This is a genomic window from Cumulibacter soli (assembly GCF_004382795.1).
Lineage (GTDB): Bacteria > Actinomycetota > Actinomycetes > Mycobacteriales > Antricoccaceae > Cumulibacter > Cumulibacter soli.
Genome location: NZ_SMSG01000002.1, coordinates 576464 through 598455, shown reverse-complemented (window position 1 = coordinate 598455; position 21992 = coordinate 576464). Strand labels below are relative to the sequence as shown.

General features: G+C 64.3%; 19 protein-coding genes and 1 tRNA gene. 17 read left to right on the top strand and 3 right to left on the bottom strand.

Going from position 1 to position 21992, the window contains the following annotated elements; translation table 11 throughout:
- Positions 1-21 precede the first annotated feature (21 nt).
- Positions 22-888 (top strand): 16S rRNA (cytidine(1402)-2'-O)-methyltransferase, encoded by an 867-nt coding sequence (gene rsmI / locus E1H16_RS06545; RefSeq protein ID WP_243837717.1) that lies wholly within the window; start codon positions 22-24, stop codon positions 886-888.
- Between the two features lie 151 nt (positions 889-1039).
- On the opposite strand, the gene E1H16_RS06540 is transcribed toward rsmI, so the two are convergent.
- Positions 1040-2146: a magnesium and cobalt transport protein CorA gene (locus tag E1H16_RS06540; protein ID WP_134322867.1), complete on the bottom strand. Its 1107-nt coding sequence runs from the start codon at positions 2144-2146 to the stop codon at positions 1040-1042.
- A gap of 98 nt (positions 2147-2244) precedes the next feature.
- Here E1H16_RS06540 and metG point away from each other — a divergent pair, with 98 nt between their 5' ends.
- The 8 genes from metG to E1H16_RS06500 all read left to right on the top strand — a co-directional run bounded on the left by metG (position 2245) and on the right by E1H16_RS06500 (position 11937).
- The gene (gene metG, locus E1H16_RS06535) at positions 2245-3825 is read left to right on the top strand and encodes a methionine--tRNA ligase (RefSeq protein WP_134322866.1); all 1581 of its coding nucleotides are present in this window, start codon (positions 2245-2247) and stop codon (positions 3823-3825) included.
- A gap of 86 nt (positions 3826-3911) precedes the next feature.
- Positions 3912-4769 carry a TatD family hydrolase gene (locus tag E1H16_RS06530; RefSeq protein WP_134322865.1) on the top strand — a complete coding sequence of 286 codons (858 nt, stop codon included), beginning with the start codon at positions 3912-3914 and terminating at the stop codon, positions 4767-4769.
- A gap of 187 nt (positions 4770-4956) precedes the next feature.
- Positions 4957-6177: a transglycosylase family protein gene (locus tag E1H16_RS18895; protein WP_166741647.1), complete on the top strand. Its 1221-nt coding sequence runs from the start codon at positions 4957-4959 to the stop codon at positions 6175-6177.
- A 70-nt stretch (positions 6178-6247) separates the two neighbouring features.
- Positions 6248-7867 carry a resuscitation-promoting factor gene (locus E1H16_RS06520; protein ID WP_134322863.1) on the top strand — a complete coding sequence of 540 codons (1620 nt, stop codon included), beginning with the start codon at positions 6248-6250 and terminating at the stop codon, positions 7865-7867.
- Positions 7860-8717, top strand: coding sequence for a 16S rRNA (adenine(1518)-N(6)/adenine(1519)-N(6))-dimethyltransferase RsmA (gene rsmA / locus E1H16_RS06515; protein WP_134322862.1), 858 nt, complete (start codon positions 7860-7862; stop codon positions 8715-8717). Before E1H16_RS06520 ends, rsmA begins: the two co-directional genes overlap by 8 nt.
- Positions 8718-8755: 38 nt before the next feature.
- On the top strand, positions 8756-9679 hold the full coding sequence (locus E1H16_RS06510) for a 4-(cytidine 5'-diphospho)-2-C-methyl-D-erythritol kinase (protein ID WP_134322861.1): 924 nt from the start codon (positions 8756-8758) through the stop codon (positions 9677-9679).
- A gap of 211 nt (positions 9680-9890) precedes the next feature.
- On the top strand, positions 9891-10079 hold the full coding sequence (locus tag E1H16_RS06505; RefSeq protein ID WP_134322860.1) for a hypothetical protein: 189 nt from the start codon (positions 9891-9893) through the stop codon (positions 10077-10079).
- 67 nt (positions 10080-10146) lie between these two features.
- Complete coding sequence (locus E1H16_RS06500) at positions 10147-11937, top strand: HNH endonuclease signature motif containing protein (protein ID WP_166741646.1); 1791 nt, start codon at positions 10147-10149, stop codon at positions 11935-11937.
- 47 nt (positions 11938-11984) lie between these two features.
- Here E1H16_RS06500 and E1H16_RS06495 read toward each other — a convergent pair whose 3' ends face one another.
- Together E1H16_RS06495 and E1H16_RS06490 are read right to left on the bottom strand one after the other, a co-directional pair.
- Positions 11985-12602 (bottom strand): TetR/AcrR family transcriptional regulator, encoded by a 618-nt coding sequence (locus E1H16_RS06495; protein ID WP_243837715.1) that lies wholly within the window; start codon positions 12600-12602, stop codon positions 11985-11987.
- A 39-nt stretch (positions 12603-12641) separates the two neighbouring features.
- Complete coding sequence (locus tag E1H16_RS06490; protein WP_134322858.1) at positions 12642-13631, bottom strand: acyl-CoA desaturase; 990 nt, start codon at positions 13629-13631, stop codon at positions 12642-12644.
- Positions 13632-13776: 145 nt separating this feature from the next.
- Here E1H16_RS06490 and E1H16_RS06485 point away from each other — a divergent pair.
- The 8 genes from E1H16_RS06485 to E1H16_RS06450 all read left to right on the top strand — a co-directional run bounded on the left by E1H16_RS06485 (position 13777) and on the right by E1H16_RS06450 (position 21691).
- Positions 13777-13849: transfer RNA gene (locus E1H16_RS06485), tRNA-Gln, on the top strand.
- 34 nt (positions 13850-13883) lie between these two features.
- The gene (gene glmU / locus E1H16_RS06480) at positions 13884-15332 is read left to right on the top strand and encodes a bifunctional UDP-N-acetylglucosamine diphosphorylase/glucosamine-1-phosphate N-acetyltransferase GlmU (RefSeq protein ID WP_134322857.1); all 1449 of its coding nucleotides are present in this window, start codon (positions 13884-13886) and stop codon (positions 15330-15332) included.
- Positions 15332-16312, top strand: coding sequence for a ribose-phosphate diphosphokinase (locus E1H16_RS06475; protein ID WP_134322856.1), 981 nt, complete (start codon positions 15332-15334; stop codon positions 16310-16312). Before glmU ends, E1H16_RS06475 begins: the two co-directional genes overlap by 1 nt.
- A gap of 112 nt (positions 16313-16424) precedes the next feature.
- Entirely contained in the window at positions 16425-17399 is a 975-nt protein-coding gene (locus E1H16_RS06470) for an NAD(P)H-dependent flavin oxidoreductase (protein ID WP_134322855.1), read from the top strand.
- A 149-nt stretch (positions 17400-17548) separates the two neighbouring features.
- Positions 17549-19432, top strand: coding sequence for a hypothetical protein (locus tag E1H16_RS06465; protein WP_134322854.1), 1884 nt, complete (start codon positions 17549-17551; stop codon positions 19430-19432).
- A gap of 236 nt (positions 19433-19668) precedes the next feature.
- Positions 19669-20292, top strand: coding sequence for a 50S ribosomal protein L25/general stress protein Ctc (locus E1H16_RS06460; protein WP_134322853.1), 624 nt, complete (start codon positions 19669-19671; stop codon positions 20290-20292).
- 9 nt (positions 20293-20301) lie between these two features.
- Positions 20302-20880, top strand: a complete 579-nt coding sequence (gene pth / locus E1H16_RS06455) for an aminoacyl-tRNA hydrolase (RefSeq protein WP_134322852.1) — start codon at positions 20302-20304, stop codon at positions 20878-20880.
- Positions 20881-20920: 40 nt separating this feature from the next.
- On the top strand, positions 20921-21691 hold the full coding sequence (locus E1H16_RS06450) for a 3'(2'),5'-bisphosphate nucleotidase CysQ (RefSeq protein WP_243837713.1): 771 nt from the start codon (positions 20921-20923) through the stop codon (positions 21689-21691).
- The last annotated feature ends 301 nt before the right edge of the window (positions 21692-21992 follow it).

Sequence of the window (21992 nt, the reverse complement as noted above, 5' to 3'; positions counted from 1 at the left end):
GTAGATCGTAGGCTGAGCGGCGTGAATAGTGTGCGCGGCGATCTCGGAGCATGGCGAATGCCGCCCGGAACGCTGGTGCTCGCCGGAACACCGCTGGGCAATCGTGAGGATTCCAGCGACCGGCTGCGCAGAGCGCTGGCCGACGCGGACGTTATCGCCGCCGAGGACACGCGCCGTACGAAACGTCTCGCGGCCGACCTGGGCGTGACGCTGACAGCCAGGGTCGTCTCCTATTACGACCACCGTGAGGCAGAACGGGCGAGCGAGCTCGTCGAGGCGCTACGTGCAGGATCGTCGGTGCTGGTGGTCTCGGATGCCGGCATGCCAACGGTCTCCGATCCGGGGTACCGAGTGGTCGACGCGGCGGTGGACGCCGGTCTGCCGGTCACCTGCTTACCGGGACCATCTGCAGTGACCGTTGCATTGGCGCTGTCCGGGTTGCCGAGCGACCGGTTCTGCTTCGAAGGGTTCGTGCCACGTAAGCCGGGGGAGCGGGCGCGGATGCTCGCGCAATTGGTCGCCGAGCCGCGCACTGTGATCGCGTTCGAAGCGCCGCACCGCATAGCCGCCACGCTCGAGGCGTGCGTCGAGGTCCTGGGCGGTGAGCGGCGTGCGGCGGTATGTCGCGAACTGACGAAGACATACGAGGAGGTCAAACGCGGCACGCTCGCCGAACTGGCAGAGTGGGCCGCTGATGGGGTTCGCGGTGAAATCACGCTGGTGATCGCCGGCGCTCAACCGCGTCGTGAGTTGGACGCCGAGGAGTTGCGCGCGCTGGTGGCCAAAGAGGTCGATGCCGGCTCCAGTAAGAAGGACGCCGTCGCGCTGGTCGCGGCAGCGACCGGCACGCCTAAACGCGCTGTCTTCGACGCCTTCCACGCCCGTTAGCCAGCGCTCCGCGCCGTGGGGTAGACGGGACGGCGCCACCAACGAGGCGCGCGCCCGCGGTCAGGTCCTCGCTCCGTGGTTTAGATCCGGGCGGCGGTCCGCGATATCGATATCCCGACAGTGGGGCGGCACATCACGCGGTAGGAGGACGTTAGAGCCAGTTGTTGCGCTTGAACCCGCGATAAAGCAACACGCAGATCGTCAGCATGAGCAGCATGACCGCCGGGTAACCGAATCGCCAATCCAACTCTGGCATGACGGTGAAGTTCATACCGTAGATGCCTGCGATCGCGGTTGGTACGGCCGCGATCGCTGCCCATGAGGTGATCTTGCGCATGTCCTCGTTCTCCGACAACGAGATCCGCGCAATCGAGGCCTGCAATATCGAGGTGAGCAATTCGTCCAGACCGGCCACGGTGTCGCGGGTCTTACTGAGGTGGTCGTTGATATCGCGGAAGTAGTCGCGAATCGGCGCCGGCACCATCCTCATCGGGCGGTTCGCGAGGTTGTCGAATGGAATCGCCAGCGGTGTCACCGCCCGCTTGAGCGCGAGCAACTCACGCTTGAGTTGGTAGATCCGTTCAACGTCATGGTTGGTGCGATGCGGTGAGAACACGCTCGCCTCGAGCTCATCGAGGTCTTCCTCGACTTCGACGCAGACATCCAAGTAGCGATCGACGACGACGTCCGCAATCGCATACATGACTGCGGCCGGTCCGAGCCGCAACAGATCGGTGTCGTGGTTCTCGAGGCGATCGCGCAATTCGCCCAACTCGCCGAAATCGCCGTGCCGCACACTGATCGCGAAATAACTGCCGATGAACACCATGACTTCACTGGTACGGATGACCTCGCTGGTCGAGGTCAACTCTTCGTGCTCGACGTATCGCGCGGTCTTCATGACCATGAACAACGAATCGTCGTACGCCTCGAGTTTGGGACGGTTATGCGCCATGACCGCGTCCTCGGCGGACAGCGGGTGCAGACCGAACTCGTTCGCGATCGTCTCGAACTCCTCGGCGGTCGGCTCATGCAGGCCCAACCACACGAAGCCGTTCTCGCGCCGCGCGAGTTCGGCGGCCGCGGCACACTCACCGCCGCGCGAGAGAACCTCACCGTCGCGATATACCGCCAATCCGACGATCGGGTCGTGACGCACCGTCGGCTCGGGGGTGTCCTTCGGGGGATTGCCGCGTCGAATGACCGGCAGTCCACTCAGCGGGTTGCGGTTCTTGCGGGGCTGACTCTCACCACCCATGGCGAGACCTCCTGGCGAACTGGCGGAACGGGTGCCGCTTGCGCGAGTGTCGACGACTGCGACTCAGTCACACTAGCCGCGCCATTACCCTAGAGGGCATGCCTGAAACCCCGGCGAAGTCATTCTTCATCACGACGCCCATTTATTACGTCACCGCTGCCCCGCATATCGGCAGCGCATACACGACCACCGCGGCCGATGTATTGGCCCGTTGGCACCGCCACCGCGGCGAGAACGTGTACTTCCTGACCGGCACCGACGAGCACGGTCAAAAGGTGATGCGTACGGCGCAGAAGAACGGACAGAGTCCGCAGGAATTCGTTGATTCGCTGATTGAAACCGAGTGGAAGCCCGCCTGGGATCTGCTCGACATCAAGTACGACCGGTTCATCCGCACCACGGATGAGGACCACGTCCGGCAGGTGCAGGAGTTCTGGCAGCGGCTGTACGACGCCGGATACGTCTACGAGGGTGAGTACTCGGGGATGTACTGCGTGGACTGTGAGGAGTTCAAGTCGGACGACGACCTGGACGCAGACGGTAACTGTTTGGTGCACGAGCGTCCGGCCGAAATGATCACCGAGAAGAACTGGTTCTTCAAGCTCAGCGAGTTCGGCGACAAACTGCTGGCGTTGTACGACGAGGTGCCCGACTTCATCGCACCCCAGACCAGCCGCAACGAGATCATCAACTACGTCAAGTCCGGTCTGCACGATCTGTCGATCTCACGGTCGTCCTTCGACTGGGGCATCCAGGTCCCATGGGATTCCTCGCAGGTCCTCTACGTCTGGATCGATGCGCTGCTGAATTACACGAGCGCGGCGAAAATCTTCGACGATCCGGCCGAGTTCGCCAAGATCTGGCCTGCCACCCATTTGATGAGCCGCGACATTCTTCGTTTTCACTCGGTCATCTGGCCCGCGATGCTGATGGCTGCGGGGCAGCAGCCGCCGCGGCGCGTGTACGTGCACGGCTACCTGCTGGTCGGCGGCAAGAAAATGGCCAAGAGCAATGCCACCGCAATCCATCCCCGGGAGATCGTCGGTACGTTCGGCACGGACGCGTACCGCTACTACTTCATGAAGGCCATTCCGTTCGGCAGCGATGCGTCGTTCTCCTGGGAACACCTGCACGCGGTATATACCGACGAACTCGCCAACAACCTTGGCAACCTGGCCAGCCGGGTCGCCGCCATGATCGGCAAGTACTTCGACGGCGAACTGGCGAAGCCAGGCGCGCTCAGCGACGCCGACGGCACGCTGGCGGACCTGCTCGTACGCACCGTCCGCACGGCCGATGTGGCGATCAGCAACATGCAGGTGCACGAAGCGATCAGTGCCACGCACGACTTCGTGACGGCGGTGAACGGCTACATCACTGAACAGCAGCCGTGGTCGGTGGCCAAGGACGATTCAGCGCTGGCGCGCGAGCGCCTCGCGACCATCCTGTACACCTGCGCCGAATCGCTGCGCGCGGTCGCCGTACTGCACCATTCGGTGATGCCAAGCACCGCGACCAAGCTGTGGGAGTCGCTCGGCGCGCATGAGAGCGTGGGACCGCTGGACGCACAGACGATCGCCAGCGCCGCCGACTGGGGCGTGCTGAAGCCGGGATCGAAGGTCGTCAAGGGCGAGGTGTTGTTCCCGCGGATCGAGGCGGACGCCGAGGCCGGCGCATAGTGCACACGAGCACGTCAGCGGGTATGAGCGCCCAGTGAGTACGAGCGCGTAGTGGGTAGAGAGTGCGTCGTGGGAAAGAGCGCGTAGTGGGAAAGAGTAAGGCCCAGCTCGAGCGGGAGAAGACGCCGCCGGAGCTCCCTGAGCCGCTGCCGGTCGCCGTACCGGACAATCACACCCATCTCGACATCGTCATCGACTGGATCGGTGGCACGGCGAGTGAGCATCTGGACAAGGCCGAATCGGTCGGGATCGACCGGATCGTGCAGGTCGGTACCGATGTCGCATCGTCGCGGTGGGCTGCCGATCTGGCGGCCGCCGACGATCGGGTGCTGGCCGCGGTCGCCCTGCACCCGAACGATGCGCCGAGGCTCGGTGATGGCTTGGCTGCCGCGCTCGATGTGATCGATGAGTTGGCGGCGCGACCACGCGTGCGCGCGGTCGGGGAGACCGGGCTGGATTATTTTCGTACGCGGGAAGTCGCGGGACAGGACGTGCAGCGCGAATCGTTCGCCCGGCACATCGACATCGCCAAGCGCCACGGCGTCGCGTTGATGATTCACGACCGTGACGCTCACGACGACGTGTTCGACGTGCTCGCTGCCGAAGGTGCTCCTGAGAAGGTCGTGTTCCATTGCTTCTCCGGGGATGAGCAGATGGCGCGCCGGTGCGCAGACCTTGGGTATTACATGAGTTTCGCGGGCAACTCGACCTTCAACGCCTCGACGCACTTGCGTGCGGCGTACGCCGTGGCACCGCAAGACCTGTTGCTGGCCGAGACGGATGCGCCCTTCCTGACCCCGATGCCGCATCGCGGCAGGCCCAATGCGCCGTATCTGACGCCGTTGACCATCGCGCAGATGGCGAACGTTCGTGGCGAGGATCTGGCCGCGTTGTGCCATGCCCTCAGTGACAACAGCGAGCGTGTGTACGGCGTGTGGTCCTGACTCGCGACAGTTTGATAGATCACGCTCGGTCACGAAACACTGGCGTCGTCGTGACATGTCCGTTATCGTCTTGTAACCGAACCGGTCAGGATGGGGAGTCGACGGTCGCCGAGGCGCCGAAGACGAGTCGGGATCCGTGTGGACGACGATGCTTCCCCTGCCTGCGAAGTGCAATCATCGGAGCAAAGTGCGTCGTTCTTACCGCATCGGCCTGAGTGTCCTGGCCGTCACCGCAGTTGTCGGTGGCACCGTGGCATTCAAGGCACTCGACAAGTCCGTTGAGGTCGTGCTGGACGGTCAGTCGCAGACCGTATCGACCTATGCCAGCACCGTCGACGGCGTTCTCAATGACGCCGGGATCGACGTCGAAACCCGCGACGCGGTCACACCTTCAGTCGATTCCTCCATCGAGGACGGCTCCACGGTGAACATCACCCGCGCCCGTATGGTCGACTACTCCGTCGACGGCGAGGAAAACAGCGAGTGGGTGACTGCGCTGACCGTTGACGAGGCGCTGGATCAGCTCGGCATCGCTGACAACGCCAAGGTCTCGGCCTCGCGCTCGCAGCGCATTCCGCTCGATGGGACGACGCTGGAGGTCACCACCTCCAAGAACGTCACGATCCTGGTCGACGGCAAGAAGAAGGAAGCCTCCTCCACCTCGATCGACGTCGGCGAGCTGCTTGACGAGCAGGGCATCAAGCTCGAGCAGCAGGACAACACCGAGCCGGACGCTGATACCGCGATCAAGCCGGGTATGACGATCAAGGTCAACCGGATCCGCTCCTCGAATATCGAAGAGACGCAGACCGTTTCGTACGAGACCGTGCAGAAGGAGGACGACTCACTCACCGAGGGCACCTCCGAGGTCGTCACCGAGGGTGTGGACGGCGAGAAGGTCGTCACCTACAAGGTGACGAAGAAGAACGGCAAGGTCGTCGCCAAGGATCAGGTCAAGGCCGAATGGGTCACCGAGCCCGTCGATGAGGTCGTCCACGTTGGCACGAAGCCTGCGCCCGAACCAGAGCCAGAGCCGGAGCCAGAGCCCGCGCCGGAACCGGAGCCTTCGACCGATGCCGGCAGTGGCGGTTCCTCGGACAGCGGTGGCTCTTCTGAGGACGGTGAGTCTTCGGGCGGAAACACCGGTGCCGAGCCCCCCGCGCCGTCTGGCGGTCACAACTGGGATGCCGTCGCGCAATGTGAGTCCGGTGGTAACTGGTCGATCAACACCGGCAACGGCTTCTACGGCGGGCTGCAGTTCTCGGCCAGCACCTGGACTGGGTACGGCGGCGGCGCATATGCGTCGACTGCGGATCAGGCTACCCGCGAGCAGCAGATCGCAATTGCCGAGAAGGTCCTCGCCGGTCAAGGTCCAGGCGCGTGGCCGCACTGCGGTGCCTACCTGTAGATCAAGTCACTGAGGACGAGGGCGGCTCCGCCTGGAGCCGCCCTCACCTCGTGTCGCAACGGAGGTACCTATGGGACGGCATTCCGCCCCCACTAAGCGCGAACTGCGCGCTGCCGCGGCAGCGGCGAAAAAGGCTGCGGCCGCTGAGACGCGAGCCGCAGATCAGGCCGCGAGTGCGGCCAACCAAGCAGTTGAACCACAGGCCGTCGACGTCACTGAGTCGACCGCAGTCTCGATGACCTCAGTGTCGACGACCGATGTCGAGGTGTCCGACGAGGTTGTGGAGACGCCTGCGAGCGATCTCCAGGCGTCCGGCGAGCCAGTAGGCGTGTCCGACGGCCGGGTCGCGACAGCTACGACCGATATCGAGCCGTCCGGCGAGCCAGGTGACATGTCCGACGAGGTTGTCGGTATGCCGGCGAGTGATGTCCAGGCGCCTGGCGAGCCGGTAGCGCCTGCTGCGGACGCGGTCGCGCCCGGCGAGCCTGAGGTAGCGGCGGAGCCCGAAACGGTCACCGTGGCTGCTGCGACCTCACATCCCAAGAGCGCCGCGGTCAAGCCGGCGCGTCTGCCTCGCGCGCCGCTCGGCGTACAAGTACGCCGACCGCATACGTCCAACTCGAGGATGGCCCGGTACGCGGCCGTCGGGATCGGCGCCGCCGTACTCGGCGCCACGGTCGGTTTCGTCAACTTGAGCAAGCACGTCGACGTGGTGATTGACGGCAAGCAGCAGAGTGTCACGACGTACGCCGCCGATGTCGAAGGTGTGCTCACCGACGCCGGGGTCCATCCGGGCCCGAACGACGCCGTCACGCCGTCGCTGGACTCGAAGGTGACCGACGGCGGCACCGTCTCGCTGGTCAAGAGCCGCGACGTTTCGGTTGTGATCGACGGCGAGACGACCGTCAAGAGCGTCACGGCGTACACGACGCAGGAGGCCGTCGAACAACTCGGCTTGGCCGACCAGGATGTCGTGTCCTCGCGCTCGCAGCGGCTGCCGTTGACCGGTGCAACGATCGAAGTCGCGACGTACGACGATGTCTCAGTCGCCGTAGACGGCGACCGCACCGCCGTCTCCACCGCAGCCGACGATGTCGAGGGGGCGTTGGCTGACGCGGGTGTCACGCTCGGCGAGCACGACACGGTCAGCCCCGGGCTCGATGAGAAGGTGACCGCCGGGATGAACATCAAGGTCACCCGAGTCGATCAGCAGCAAGTCACCGAGACGCGCACGATCGCGCACAAGAAGGTCGAGAAGGACAACCCCGACGAGTACATCGGGATCGACGAGGTCGTCACCGATGGTGCGGACGGCACCGAGAAGGTGACCTTCCTGGTCTCGACGGTCGACGGTGAACAGACCTCGAAGACTGAGGAGTCGAGCGAAGTCACCAAGGAACCCGTCGATGAGGTGACGTCGACAGGCACCAAGGAATTTCCCGCCGAGGTGAACGCCCTCAACTGGGAGGCGCTCGGCTACTGCGAATCGACGAATAACCCGAAGGCTGTGAACCAGCAGAACCACATGTACTTCGGCGAGTACCAGTTCTCGGAGCAGACCTGGGCGGGAGTCGGCGGCACCGGTAACCCGGCCGACGCGCCGGCCGAGGAGCAACTGGCCCGAGCGAAGATACTGTTCATGCAGTATGGCGCCAGCCAGTGGGAGTGCGGCTCGCACCTTTATGACTAGTCCTCGGCTGCTGGGCCCTGCCGCTGTACGTGAACTCGCCGAGCACCTCGGCGTACGCCCCACCAAAACGCTGGGGCAGAACTTCGTGCACGACGGCAACACGGTACGGCGCATCGTCGCTGCCGCGGGCCTGCGCGAGGGGGAGCGGATCCTGGAGGTCGGTCCCGGTCTAGGCTCACTCACCCTCGGGATGCTCGATGCTGGGCATCCGGTGACCGCGATCGAGATCGACCCACGGCTCGCCGAAGCGTTACCGGCGACAGTGCGAATGCTGCAGCCGGACAACGCCGAAGCATTGACGGTGCTGACGGCGGACGCGTTGCGGGTCACTGAGTTGCCCGATCCGCAGCCGACGGCATTGGTGGCGAACCTGCCGTACAACGTCTCGGTGCCCGTGCTGCTGCACCTGCTTGAGACGCTCGGGTCGATCGAGCGAGCCCTAGTCATGGTGCAAGCGGAGGTCGCTGAGCGGCTCGCCGCCTCGCCTGGCTCTAAGACGTACGGTTCACCCTCGGTGAAAGCGGCCTGGTACGCCGACGTACGGCTGGCGATGAGTGTCAGTCGACAGATCTTCTGGCCGGTGCCCAACGTCGATTCGGCGCTGGTCTCCCTGGTGCGGCACGACGCGCCCATCGACGATGCACCACGCGAGGACGTGTTCGCGGTGATCGACGCCGCGTTCGCGCAGCGCCGGAAGATGCTGCGCTCCGCGCTCGCTGGGATCTTCGGCAGCTCCGGCGCTGCTGCTGATGCGCTGCAAAGTGCAGGGATCGACCCGACGTTGCGGGGTGAAACCCTCGGCGTGGCAGACTTCGTAGCGATAGCGCGCCAGATGCCGGCGCGCGACTAGCCGACAGGCTCGTGTTGCTGAGTTGAGGAGACCCGCAGATGACAGCGCCGGTGCAAAGCGACGACGTAGTAATCGCCAGGGCACCGGCAAAGATCAACCTCCACCTCGGCATTGGATCGACGCGCGCGGACGGTTTCCACGAACTCGCGACGGTTTTCTGCGCGTTATCGCTCGCTGACGAGGTGGTCGCGGTTGAGGCCGAGGAACTGAGCATCGTCACTACGGGCGAGGGTGCCGAACAGGTGTCCGACGATGCGACCAATCTGGCGTGGCGCGCCGCTGCGGCGCTCGCGGAACGTGCCGGAATCAAAGCTGAAGTCGCGCTGGCCGTACGCAAACAGATTCCGGTTGCGGCGGGGCTTGCCGGTGGTAGCGCCGATGCGGCGGCCACTTTGGTCGCTTGTGACGCGTTGTGGCAGACCGGCGCCGACCGAGAGGACCTCGTAGAGATTGCAGCCACGCTGGGCAGCGATGTGGTGTTCTCGCTAACGGGGGGACTCGCGCTTGGTACCGGGCGCGGCGAGTTGCTGTCTCCGGTGCTGGCGGCCGGACGGTGGCATTGGGTGCTCGCAGTCGCCGAGGACGGCCTTTCGACCGGTGACGTGTACGCCGAACTTGACCGGCTCCGCGGTGAGGGTGGTGCTGGTACCAGCCTGGAGCTGCCGGATCAGTTGCTGAACGCGCTGCGGGCACGAGACCTGAGCGCGGTCGGAGCGGCGCTGCACAATGACATGGAGCCTGCGGCCTACAGTCTGATGCCGTCGCTACGGCGTACGAAGGCTGCGGGGCTCGAAGAAGGTGCGCAGGCCGCCGTACTGTGCGGCAGTGGCCCCACAATGGCGTTCCTGGCCGATGGTGAGGACGACGCCGTGGAGCTCGCCACGCGACTGAGCGCGCAGGGAGTGTGCCGCACCGTCCGTACGGCGCACGGCCCGGTCACCGGAGCCCGCATCATCGGCTAGACCCTGCACCACCTTCTGGCCCGGGGCGGCACGTGGTCTTGTGGGCGGTTATTGCCGCATTGCCGCATTGGCCAGGCCCAGGCTGCTTACATACTGGAACCCTCGGTCAAATACGCAGCACCTCACGCGCTACCTCGACGTACGGGCATCAGCGAGGCAGCCACGGGCGAGTCCGAACGACATTCCGCCGGGCGGTGGCCGGGCTTTGGCAATGACCGACGAGGGCTCGATCATCGCCGACCTGCTGCAGGACGTACGTCAACACGGCCCCGCCGCCGACCTCGACGGCGAAATCCTCGTCGAGCACACCCGACCTGCATCGGGCGTCCGCTACGTCGGCAACGGACGCGACCTTATAGCCCTGAACCGTCACCGATGTCCTTACACACTCGACGCTTGACGAATTGACATATGATTCGAACATATGTACGATAAATATGTACAGGGTGAGTCGAGGGGGTGCAGCGATGAGTGTGACTAGCGACGCCGGCAGGTCGGGATTCGGTCGCAAAGGCGCACTCGATCCGCTGCGATTCGTTCCTGCGGATGCCCGAGCGGCGGCGGCCGAGGGTGCGACTGGCCCGCTAGCGGTCGCCTCGGCCTTCTCGGTGGAGATCGCCGACGCACTGAGGCAGCTTCAGGTGGGCCTGGATGCATTGCTGGCAATCGGCGAGCGCGGCGACTTTCAGGCTCTGGATGTCGAGTGTTTGTTGAAACTCGCCGGCGAATTTGAGGCTCATCGCGCTTGCAGCGTTCTGTTCGACAACCGGGTGATCGAGGCGGCGCGCGAGGATCCGTCGTTCACGGTCATCACCGGCGAGAAGCGGGTCGCTCGTGGTCTTGCGCGCGCCCTGCGGATCGGTGTTGGCGAAGCGAATGCGCGGGAGCGTCGCGCGCAACAGTTGTTGCCGCGCGATGGCTTCAGCCAGGGCGAGCTGCCGCCGAAATTACCGCGGTTGGCCGACGCGATTCGAGATGGTGAAGTCACCGTTGGGCAAGTCGATGAGATCGGCGCCGCGATGCGTCGTATCGATAGCAACACCGACGTCGACGCGTCGCTGCGAGAGCAGGCCGAGGAGACACTCGTTTCGTACGTCGGTGCGCTTCCTCCGGCCGATCTGAGGTCGGTGGGCGAGAAACTTGATGAGGTGCTGCTGCCAGACGGGCGTAGTCCAGACTCCAAAGTGACCGATGCTCGCCGCGGCCTGCGGGTCGGGCGGCAGCGGTACGACGGCACCTACGCGATCAGTGGGTATTTGAATCCGGCGGTAAAGGCTCAACTAGATGCGGTGCTTTCACCGCTGAGCGCGCCCCGAGGGTCCAGCGATGGCATGCGCGACGACCGCACGGCAGATCAGCGTCGGCACGACGCCCTGGGTGACGTGCTGCGGCGGGTGCTGGATTTCAACGGTGTGCCTGCCAGCGGCGGAACACCCGCCACCGTGCACATCACAGTGGATATGGACGCGATTCTCGCTGCGCTCGGCGTTACTGGCGAGCAGGCGGAGACGCGCGGCGAATGTGCGCCGGACGACGCAGGTCGCTGGGGTGTTGACGGCGCCCGCCGACGCGCCGGGGGACGGTACGTCGGACGAGTCGCCGGCGGCGACCGGATCACACTCGAGGACCTCACGCGTCTGGCGGGTGAGGCACTGCTGGTCCCGGTATGGGCCAGTAACACCCGTGGGGTCGTTGCCTACGGTCGTGAACGTCGCATCGCGACGAGGAATCAGACGAACGCCTTGATCGCCCGTGATGGTGGGTGCTCCTACCCGGGTTGCGATGCGCCGCCGGATTGGACGCAACGACACCACGTCACTGAATGGTGGCGTGGCGGGCGGACCGACCTCGACAATCTGACCCTCGTCTGCGGGCACCATCATCGCGAGTTCGAGACCAACGGTTGGGCTGTGCGGATGATCCGCGGATTACCGTGGTGGATTCCGCCGCCGTGGGTTGATCCGGAGCAAAAGCCGATCATCAACGCCCGAATACGAATACCGAGCATGGAGGACATCGCGGAATCGGCGCGCGTTGTTCGTGCGGCATCCGCCGAGTTGGCGGATCCCGATGACGATGGGGATGGGTTGGATCCGCCCGAGGAGTTGATTGGGCTGCTGGCCGAGCATGTCGCAGACCCGCTCCGCCGCGACCACTTCCACCGGGAACTTGCCGATCTCCTCGATAGCTACTCAGCAAGCCGCGAACTTGGCAGCAATGTGCAGGGCGCCGGGGCCGGCGCGGGGAGTGCGGCGTGAGTCGGACCCGTGGTGACCGCGAGTCGTTAGAAACTACAGCCTGCGAACTACCGCTTGCGCCGAACCGTTGGGGAGGTATCGAGGTGTGCCAGCCCGTTCCACGCGAGGTTCACCAGGTGCGCCGCGACGATCTCTTTCTTCGGTTTGCGCTCCTCGAGCCACCACTGCCCGGTGGCGGCCACCATTCCCACCAGAGCCTGCGAATACAGCCCAGCCAATTTGGTTTCGTAACCTCGGGCTTTGAAGGCGCGATCCAGGATGTGTTCGACGCGGCTGGCGACGTCGTTGATCAGGCTGGAGAACGTGCCGCTGCGACCCGTCGGCGGGGTGTCGCGGGTGAGCACCTTGAATCCGTCTGTCTCGTTCTCGATGTAGTCCAGCAGCACGAATGCGGCGCGCTCAAGCAAATAACGGGGATGTCCGTCCGCCAGCGCACTTTCGAATCTGCTCATCAGCAGACTCATCTCCCGGTCGACGACGACCGCGTACAGACCTTCCTTACCGCCGAAATGCTCATATACAACGGGTTTGCTCACGTGCGCCCGCGAGGCGATCTCCTCAATGGATGTCCCGTCGAATCCGCGTTCGGCGAATACCTTCCGGGCGATGTCGACAAGTTGAGTGCGGCGCTGCGCACCCGTCATCCGCGTGGTACCGGAAGCCATAAATGTCCGAACTATCGAGAGGTGAGGACCAGACCCAGCCTAGGCGTTCGCGAGCTTTGCCTCGATCCGCTCGGGGGAGGGCCACTTGACGTTATACGCCCACCCGAACTTTTCGAAAATCCAAATGACGCGGGCCGAGATGTCGATCTGACCTTTCATCACGCCATGACGGGCCGCGGTCGGGTCGGCGTGATGCAGGTTGTGCCACGACTCACCCATCGACAGGATCGCCAGCGGCCAGTAGTTGGAGGACATATCGCGCGAGGAGAACGGCCGCTCACCGACCGCATGGCAGATCGAGTTGATGCTCCAAGTGACGTGGTGCAACAGCCCCACGCGCACCAGTCCTGCCCAGAAGAACGCGGTGAGCGCACCATGCCAACTCTGCGAGATGAGGCCGCCGAGCAGCGCCGGCAGTCCAAGGCTGATCACTGCCCACAAACCAAACGTGTTGCTGATGAACCGGAGGTGCTTGTCCTTGAGCAGATCCGGCGTAAAGCGCTCCCGATTCGTCTTCTCCGGGTCGAACAACCAACCCATGTGTGCCCACCACAGTCCTTTAACCAACGCCCCAGCGCTCGTGCCGAATCGCCACGGCGAATGCGGATCGCCGTCTCGATCGCTGTATGCATGGTGCCGACGATGGTCGGCGACCCACTGGATCACCGATCCTTGAATCGCGGTCGAACCGGCGATGGCCATCGCGATCCGCAGCGGTTGCTTGGCTTTGAACGACCCATGGGTGAAGTGACGGTGATAGCCGACCGTGATGCCGAGTACGCCGATGACATAAAAGATCGCGGTGAGAATCACATCGGTCCAGCTCAGCCAGCCACCGGCCGCGGCCAGCGGCACTGCGGCGAACAAGGCCAGCAGCGGCGCGATCACGAATATGTACAGCAGCACCTGTTCGCCGACGCCCTTGCGGCGGCCTATGACGGGCCTTGCCCCGCCTTCACCAGTGGCTGCACCGGAGATCAGCGCAGATTCGGACTTACGCGGCTTGACGGGGGCCGTGGAACTCGTCATGGATACCTCGCGGGTCAAGGAGCGGGGACGTGGGCCGGAACCCTTCGAAAGCGTAGGTTACGAGACCGTAGGTTCGCCACGGGAACCTTCTGCGGAATTTGTGGGTTTCATCCCTGTAGGGTGGACAGTCGCACCACCGTGCAAGTGGGGGGTGGGGTAATCGGCAGCCCGCGGGCCTTTGGAGCCTTGCAGTCTCGGTTCGAGTCCGAGTCCCCCAGCGCAGTCGCCGAGGAATCGACAAGGAGCCGCTCGATGAGTAGTGCACCCACGGCCGTGATTGTCCTGGCGGCCGGTCAAGGCACCAGGATGAAATCCTCGAAACCGAAGGTGCTGCACGCGATCGGCGGTCGGAGCCTTCTGGGCCATGTATTGGCCGCTGCCGCGCCGCTCAAGGCGCAGCAGACCGTGGTTGTCGTCGGCGCTGGACGCGAGCTGGTTCGCAGTCACCTCGAGGAAATTCAACCGGCCGCGCAAGCCTGTGTCCAGGAAGAGCAACTCGGGTCCGGACACGCGACGCGTATCGGGCTTGAGGCGCTGACCGACGTTCGCGGCACGGTGCTCGTGCTCAACGGCGACGCACCGCTGCTGACCGCAGACACGCTCGATGCATTCGCGGCACACCACGCCACGGCCGGCAACGCGATGACGATTCTCTCCGCGCGGGTGCCCGAACCGCGGGGGCTTGGCCGGATTCTGCGATCCGGCGCAGCGGTCACCGCAATCGTGGAGGAGAAGGACGCCGACGAGCAGCAGCGACAAATCACCGAGGTCAACGCTGGTGTTTACGCATTCGATGCGGCTCAACTGAGCGCCGTGATCTCGCGTTTGTCGCGGGACAATGCGCAGGGCGAGGAGTACCTCACCGAAGCCGTCAGCCTGTTGCGGGCCGACGGTGCCCAGGTCGGGGCGTACGTGACTGAGTCCTACGAGGAGACGCTCGGTTGCAATGACCGCATCGAACTCGCCGCGCGTGGGCGCCAACTCAACGACCGCATCTGTGCCCACTGGATGCGTGAGGGTGTGACGATCGTCGATCCGCAGAGCACCTGGATCGATGCGGACGTCGAACTTGAGCAAGACGTCACTATTCTGCCCGGCACACATCTGGTCGGTGCGACAAAGATCCAGCAGGGCGCCACCGTCGGACCTGATACCACGCTCAAGGACTGTGAGATCGGCCCGGACGCGACCGTTGTGCGGACCCACGGGGAACTCGCCGTGATCGGTGCGAACGCGAACGTTGGCCCTTTCGCATACTTGCGGCCAAACACCACGCTCGGCGAGCGCGGCAAGATCGGCACGTTCGTAGAAACGAAGAATGCCCAGATTGGCTCCGAATCGAAAGTGCCCCACCTGACGTACGTCGGTGACGCGGTAATCGGTGTCGACACCAACATCGGCGCTTCCAGCGTGTTCGTGAACTACGACGGCGTCGCGAAATCGCAGACCACGATCGGAGACCATTGCCGATTGGGCTCGGACAATATGTATGTCGCGCCGGTGAGTGTCGGCGACGGCGCGTACAGCGGTGCGGGCACGGTGATTCGCAAGGCAGTGCCGCCCGGGGCGTTGGCCGTTTCGGGGGGACCTCAACGTAACCTGCTCGGCTGGGTGGTGAACAATCGTGCGGGGACAGCGGCGGCCGAGGCGGCCATCGCGGCGGGTGCCCCGGACACCGACGCACAGCAGAAAGACTCTTGATGAGCAGCATTGAGAAACCGAGCCAGAAGAGCCTGATGCTCTTTTCCGGTCGCGCGTACCCCGCGCTCGCCGACGAGATCGCGGCAAATCTTGGAGTGACGGTCACCGGAACGTCGTCGTACTCGTTTGCCAACGGCGAGCTATACGCGCGTTCGGAGGAGTCGGCCCGCGGCGCGGACGTGTTCGTCATCCAGTCGCACACGACCCCGATCAATGACTGGCTCATGGAGCAACTCATCCTGGTCGACGCGCTCAAACGCGCTTCTGCCAAGCGCATCACCGTTGTTTCGCCGTTCTTCCCGTATGCGCGCCAGGATAAGAAAAGCCGCGGACGTGAGCCGATTACCGCGCGACTCGTCGCCGATATGTACACCGCTGCCGGAGCTGACCGAATCATCTCGGTCGATCTGCACACGGCGCAGATCCAGGGGTTCTTCAACGGCCCGGTGGATCACCTGTTCGCTACGCCGATCCTGACCGAATACATCCGCAACAAGTACGCCGGTGAGCCGATCACCGTCGTCTCTCCGGATTCCGGCCGCGTGCGGCTGTCAGAGCGCTGGTCGGAATACCTGGGCGGGACCCCGCTGGCGTTCATCCACAAGACGCGCGATGTCACCCAGCCCAATCAGACAGTCGCCAATCGTGTCGTGGGCGATGTCGCGGGTCGGCTGTGCGTACTGATCGACGACATGATCGACACCGGCGGCACGATCTGTAAGGCCGCAGACGCCCTGATGAGCGAAGGCGCCAAGGACGTCATCATTGCCACGACTCACGGCATCCTGTCTGATCCCGCCGCGCAGCGGCTCGCAGACGCCCCCGTCAGCGAAGTCATCCTCACCAACACGCTCCCCATTCCCGCCGAGAAGATGCTGGACAAGATGACGGTGCTGTCAATCGCGCCGCTAGTTGCGCGCGCGATCAAGGAGATCTTCGAGGACGGATCGGTGACCAGCCTGTTCGACGGCGACGCGTAACTCCCGCCGACCCTCGCACCGCGCCCGCCAAAACTAGTAAGAGCCAAAAGTCGTTCGATCCGGTAACGTTCGCAGTTGACACGCATATCAACTAGACCGGGAGCGGACATACGTGATCAAGACAAAGTTCACTGAGGTATTCGGTGTCGAGGCACCGATCGTGCAGGGCGGTATGCAGTGGGTCGGCGTAGCCGAACTCGTCGCGGGTGTCGCGAACGCGGGTGGCCTAGGGCTCATCACCGCATTGACGCAGCCGACGCCGGAGGCACTGGAGAAGGAAATCCTGCGCACGCGCGAGCTCACCGACAAGCCGTTCGGCGTCAACCTGACCATCCTGCCGGCGATCAACCCGCCGCCGTACGCCGAGTACCGCGACGCGATCATCAGCTCGGGCATCAAGATCGTGGAGACCGCGGGGTTCAACCCGGTCGATCACCTGCCCGACTTCAAGGCCAACGACGTCAAGGTGCTGCACAAGTGCACCGCCGTTCGTCACGCGGTTAAGGCGCAGAGCATCGGCGTGGACGGCATCTCGATCGACGGCTTCGAGTGCGCCGGGCACCCCGGCGAGGACGACATCCCCGGCCTGGTGCTGATTCCCGCAGCGGCCGACAAGATCGACATCCCGATGATCGCCTCCGGCGGCTTCGGCGATGCCCGCGGTCTCGTTGCGGCCCTCGCGCTTGGCGCCGACGGCATCAACATGGGTACCCGTTTCATGGCGACGGCTGAGGCGCAGATCCACCAGAACGTCAAGCAGGCCCTGGTGGACGGCGATGAGCGTTCGACGAACCTGATGTTCCGCGAGCTGCGCAACACTGCGCGCGTGGCTAAGAACTCGATCTCGGACGAAGTCGTCGGCATCCTGCGTGGCGGCGGTCAGTTCGAGGACGTCAAGGAACTCGTTGCCGGCGTCCGTGGCCGCAAGGTCTACGAGAACGGCGATCTGGACGCGGGCATTTGGTCCGCCGGCATCGTGCAGGGAATCATCAACGACATCCCGACCTGCGCCGAGCTCATCTCGCGCATTGTTAACGAGGCCGAAGACATCATCAGCAACAAGCTCTCGGCGTACGTCGCGAAGTAGCGATCTAGCCCACCAGGCAGGTCGCGAGTTCGTAACTAACGCTCGCCGCACGGCACCGGACGCTGCTCGGGTACGTCGACCCCCCGTAGTCTTCAGTGCGAAACGGGGCGCTTCGCCGTCCCGAGCACGTCCGCCGGCAGGGAGTAGTAGTGACAGAACCGCGTGATCCGAACCAGTGGCCACACCAGGAACCTGGACCGAACACGCCGGGTGAACAGCCGCCGTCGGAAACGGGGTCGATGCCGACGGTTTCGTACAATGCCGCGGCTTTCGAGGATGAACAGCCGACCCCAGATCCGGCGGCACCCACCGGCCCACCGACCTCAGCGCCCACGACACCGCAGTCCGGAACGGGCACCCAGGCGGTGCCGCCGCAGCAGCCGGTAGCCCCTCAACAGCCGGTGGCTCCTCAACAACCGGTATCCGGCCACCAGCCGACGCCGGATCACGCGGCCACGCCCCCGCAGCCCCAATCGGGATCATTCGGCGTTCCGCGCCCGCAAACTGGATCGTTTGGCGCACCGTCGTCCGGTCCGTTCAGCCAACCGCAAGTAGTGCCCGGCGACTACGGCCAGTCGTCCGGCGGCCCGACCACAGCGATCACGCCGCCGGGGTTCACCGGCGTTCATCCCACGGCGGCCACCGGCTCCTACGCGTCACCTAGCGCAGCATCGAGTCCGAAAAGCCGCAAGAAGCCACTCTTCATCGGACTGGGTGCCCTCGTGCTCGTGGGTGCGCTCGTGGCCGGGTACTTCATCTTCTTCACCTTTGGTGGCATCCAAAACTCGCGCGGTGACATCAAGAACGCCAAAGGGTTCGCCGATTCCGCAACGACAACCTGGCAAGCATCGCTGCCGGACGACGGGATCACCGTCGCCGAGGATGCCGGTTGTTTCTACATCCTCAACGACAGTTCGGAGATCACCAACCAGCTCGCCTGTGGACCCGCCCTGCGCGCCGGCGCGGAGAAAGGGCACGTGTGGGACATCTACCACTTCGACGTGTCCGGCAGCGGAGACAACCAACAAGCCACCGCTCTGAGCGAGACGCCGAAACTTGGCCAACCCGCGCCCGAGAAAGGGTCGATCGTCGACGTAGCGGGGAACGAGGCGGCCGACGGTGCGGATCTCGAGTCGCCGCCGATGCCGAAGGCGGACGAGAACGGCGTCTGGACGGACGAAGAATTCGTCCTCGACGAGGACAGCAAAGGCAACGAGATCGAACTCGCCGACGCTCCCACACTCATCGCTCCTGGAGCGAGCGTCACGATCAACGCCATCGTCGAGTACGGCGTAGCAGACATCGACGGGCAGCCCAGACAAGCCGCCGATGATCAGGAGTTTTACCTGATCACGATGACCGGCGACGGTGGGCCGGTCGACGGCTCGCTGAGCAGCACGGTTGATTTCGATCTCGCCGGGGCACCTGTATCGGGTTCGATCGACCCCGCGTCGATGGGCGAAGTGCAGATGCTGGTGTCGGTACCGACATCTGGCGACTCGTATCTGGTGCTTACCAGCGAGGACCACACGCAGTCGCTGAGCCTCGCCGATGGCGCTCGCGTGGCCGATCCCACCACGGACCTTTACTACAGCGGCGATCCCGAGCCGACGACTGATCTCAGCGGTAGCGTCGAATTCCCGGAGAAGGCGATCACCAAGGACGAGGACGTGTCGCTGACGGTGTCCTTGATGAAAGCGCGACTGAAGCCGTACTCCGACAGCCAAGGATGGGCGCCTGAGGGCAAAGTGTGGCTCATTGTCACCATGGGCACCAAGGGTCAGACCGTCGAGACCGATACCAAGTTCGATTACTACTCGATCGACTGTTCGGCGTCGAAGCTCGACGGAGGTCAAACGCAGTCCTGCGAATCCGATGCCGACGTGTCCCAGCAGGCGGTGTGGATCGTGGCCGTCGATCCCGATGCAACCTCGTTCAAAGGAAAATTCGCCGCCACAATGACCGCTTGGGGCGAGGACCAGGGCGAAGAAAGCGTCGACTTCGGCTCGAAGCCGGTCGAGTTCGCGTTCTAAGCTCCTTCGGCGATATCAGTGCGAGATGCGTCTCGTACTGACAACGTCGTCGTCGCCGTCAGTTAAACTCGTCAAGTTGCCCGGCGAGGGCGTGCCACCTGGTGCGCCGTTATCGACGGTCTGGTGCTCGCTATGTGTCTACATAGTTGGAGCCATGGCCTGAGACTCCCGGGCCACCACCGCACAGGTCCTCATAGACGGGCCTGAGAGACAGGTTTGGAAACTGAGGAGTAATTATGGCTGACGACAATCGCATCGACGCCTCGCCGCGATCGGATTTCGGTAAGGGAGCCGCTCGCCGCGCCCGTCGCGACGGACACGTTCCGGCAGTGCTGTACGGGCACGGATTGGATCCGGTGCACCTGAACCTGCACCGTCACCAGTTGACGATGGCACTGCGCCAGGGGTTGAACTCGCTGTTGACCGTGCAGGTTAACGGGAAGGACGAGCTGGCTCTGGCCAAGGACGTCCAGGTACACCCACTGCAGCGCGTCATCCAGCACGTCGATCTGCTGCTGGTCAAGAAGGGCGAGAAGGTCGCCGTCGACGTACCCGTCGAGCTCGTTGGCGATGTCGTCGCCGGCGGTCAGGTCAACCACGACCTCACCAGCGTGTCGATCGAGGCCGAGGCCACCGATATCCCCGAGTCGATTTCCGTGGAGATCGACGGGATCGAGGTCGGCGGTCAGGTACTCGCTGGTGATCTGAAGCTGCCGGGCTCCGCGACGCTGCTGACCGATCCGGAGGCGTTGATCATCGCCGTGTCCGAGGTCAGTGCCGTGTCCGAGGGCGACGAAGCCGAAGAAGCCGCCGAGGGCGAGGCCACCGAAGAGGCCACCGACGCGGACGACGCAGAGTAGTACCGCACGATGTCGACGGCCTTGGTGGTCGGGCTGGGGAATCCTGGCCCGCAGTACGCCGCCACCCGACACAACGTCGGGTGGCTGGCCGTCGACGCGCTCGCGCATCGGTCCGGTGCCTCATTCAAGCGGCACCGGACCGGAGCCGAGATCGCCGAGACTCACCTCGGCGCACCGCCAGCGCCCCGCGCGGTGCTGGCTAAGCCGTTAAGTTTCATGAATCTTTCCGGTGGCCCGACCTCCGGGCTCGCTAAGTACTTCAACGTCGAGCCGACGCACATCATCGTCATCCACGACGAACTGGATCTGCCGCTGGGCACCATCCGGCTCAAGCGCGGTGGGGGAGACAACGGGCACAATGGGCTCAAGTCGATCACCAAGTCACTGAGCACCAAGGACTACCTGCGGGTGCGGATCGGTATCGGACGACCGCCAGGGCGTCAGGACCCGGCCGACTACGTGCTCAAGCCGTTCGCTGCGGCCGAACGTACCGAGGCGCAGATCGTTATTGACGAGGCGGCGGACGCGGTGGAACTGCTGGTCCGCGATGGCCTTGAGAGTGCCCAGAATCGCGTGCACGTACGCTGATTCTCGCGCCGCCACGGCGAGCGCGGACCAAAGGAGAGTTATGGGCGTCGATCTCACCATGCACGATGACATCGAGTTCGCCCGCGAGCTCGCCCGTGGTACCGCCGAGGTGTTGTTAGACGTCCGCGCTGAACTCGGCTTCGCCGCGCGTTACAAACTGATGGACGCCGGTGATGCTGCCGCGCAGTCCTACCTGGCCGACGCGCTGCAGCGCTTCCGGCCCAACGATGTCGTGCTCTCCGAGGAAGCCCCCGACGATCTCGCGCGCCTCGGTGCCGAGCGAGTGTGGATCGTGGACCCGGTCGACGGCACGTCGGCGTACGGGTGGGAGCGTAGCGACGAATGGGCCGTGCACATCGCGCTGTGGGCCGGTGGCACATTACGACTCGGCGTCGTCGGTCGGCCCGCCACGGGGGAGATCTTCGATAGCGAAACCGCCGCTATCGCGCCGCTTCAGCACCCTGAGCAGATGCGGATTGTGTGCAGTCGCTCGCGCACGACGTCGTTCGTGCGTGCCGTCGCCCGCGAGGTCGATGCCACGCTGGTGGACATGTCCTCTGCCGGCATCAAGGCGCTCGCCGTACTTAACGGCGAAGCCGACGCTTACCTGCATACCGGCGGTCAATACCAGTGGGACAACGCTGCGCCAGTAGCGGTTGCGCAAGGTGCCGGGCTGATAGCCGAACGTGTCGACGGCTCCCCGCTGGTCTATAACGAGCGCGACGTTGCCATTGACGACCTGCTGATCTGCCGCGCCGAGGTGCACGACGATCTACGCGCAGCAATCGCCCGTCACGCGCACCGCGTCTAACCCACCCATTTGCTGAGGTCGCGTCGAGTTGACCACCCGAGTCGCGCAAGAAACGCAGGGATGTCTGGCTCTGTTCGTTTGTTGAGGTCGGCTCGGGTTGAGCACGCGAGTCGTGCAAATAACGCAGTGAAATCGAGGGGGCATCGCGCAGAGCGCGATGCCCTGCTGTTTTCACTGCGTCTTTTGCGGCCCGGTGCGCTGAGGTCGGTTGCTTTCGGGACGTCGGCAGCATTTCAACGCTGGTGGACTGGCTGCCCGGAACAATCGTGTTTCGCGGTCTGATACGTCTGGCTGAGGCAGG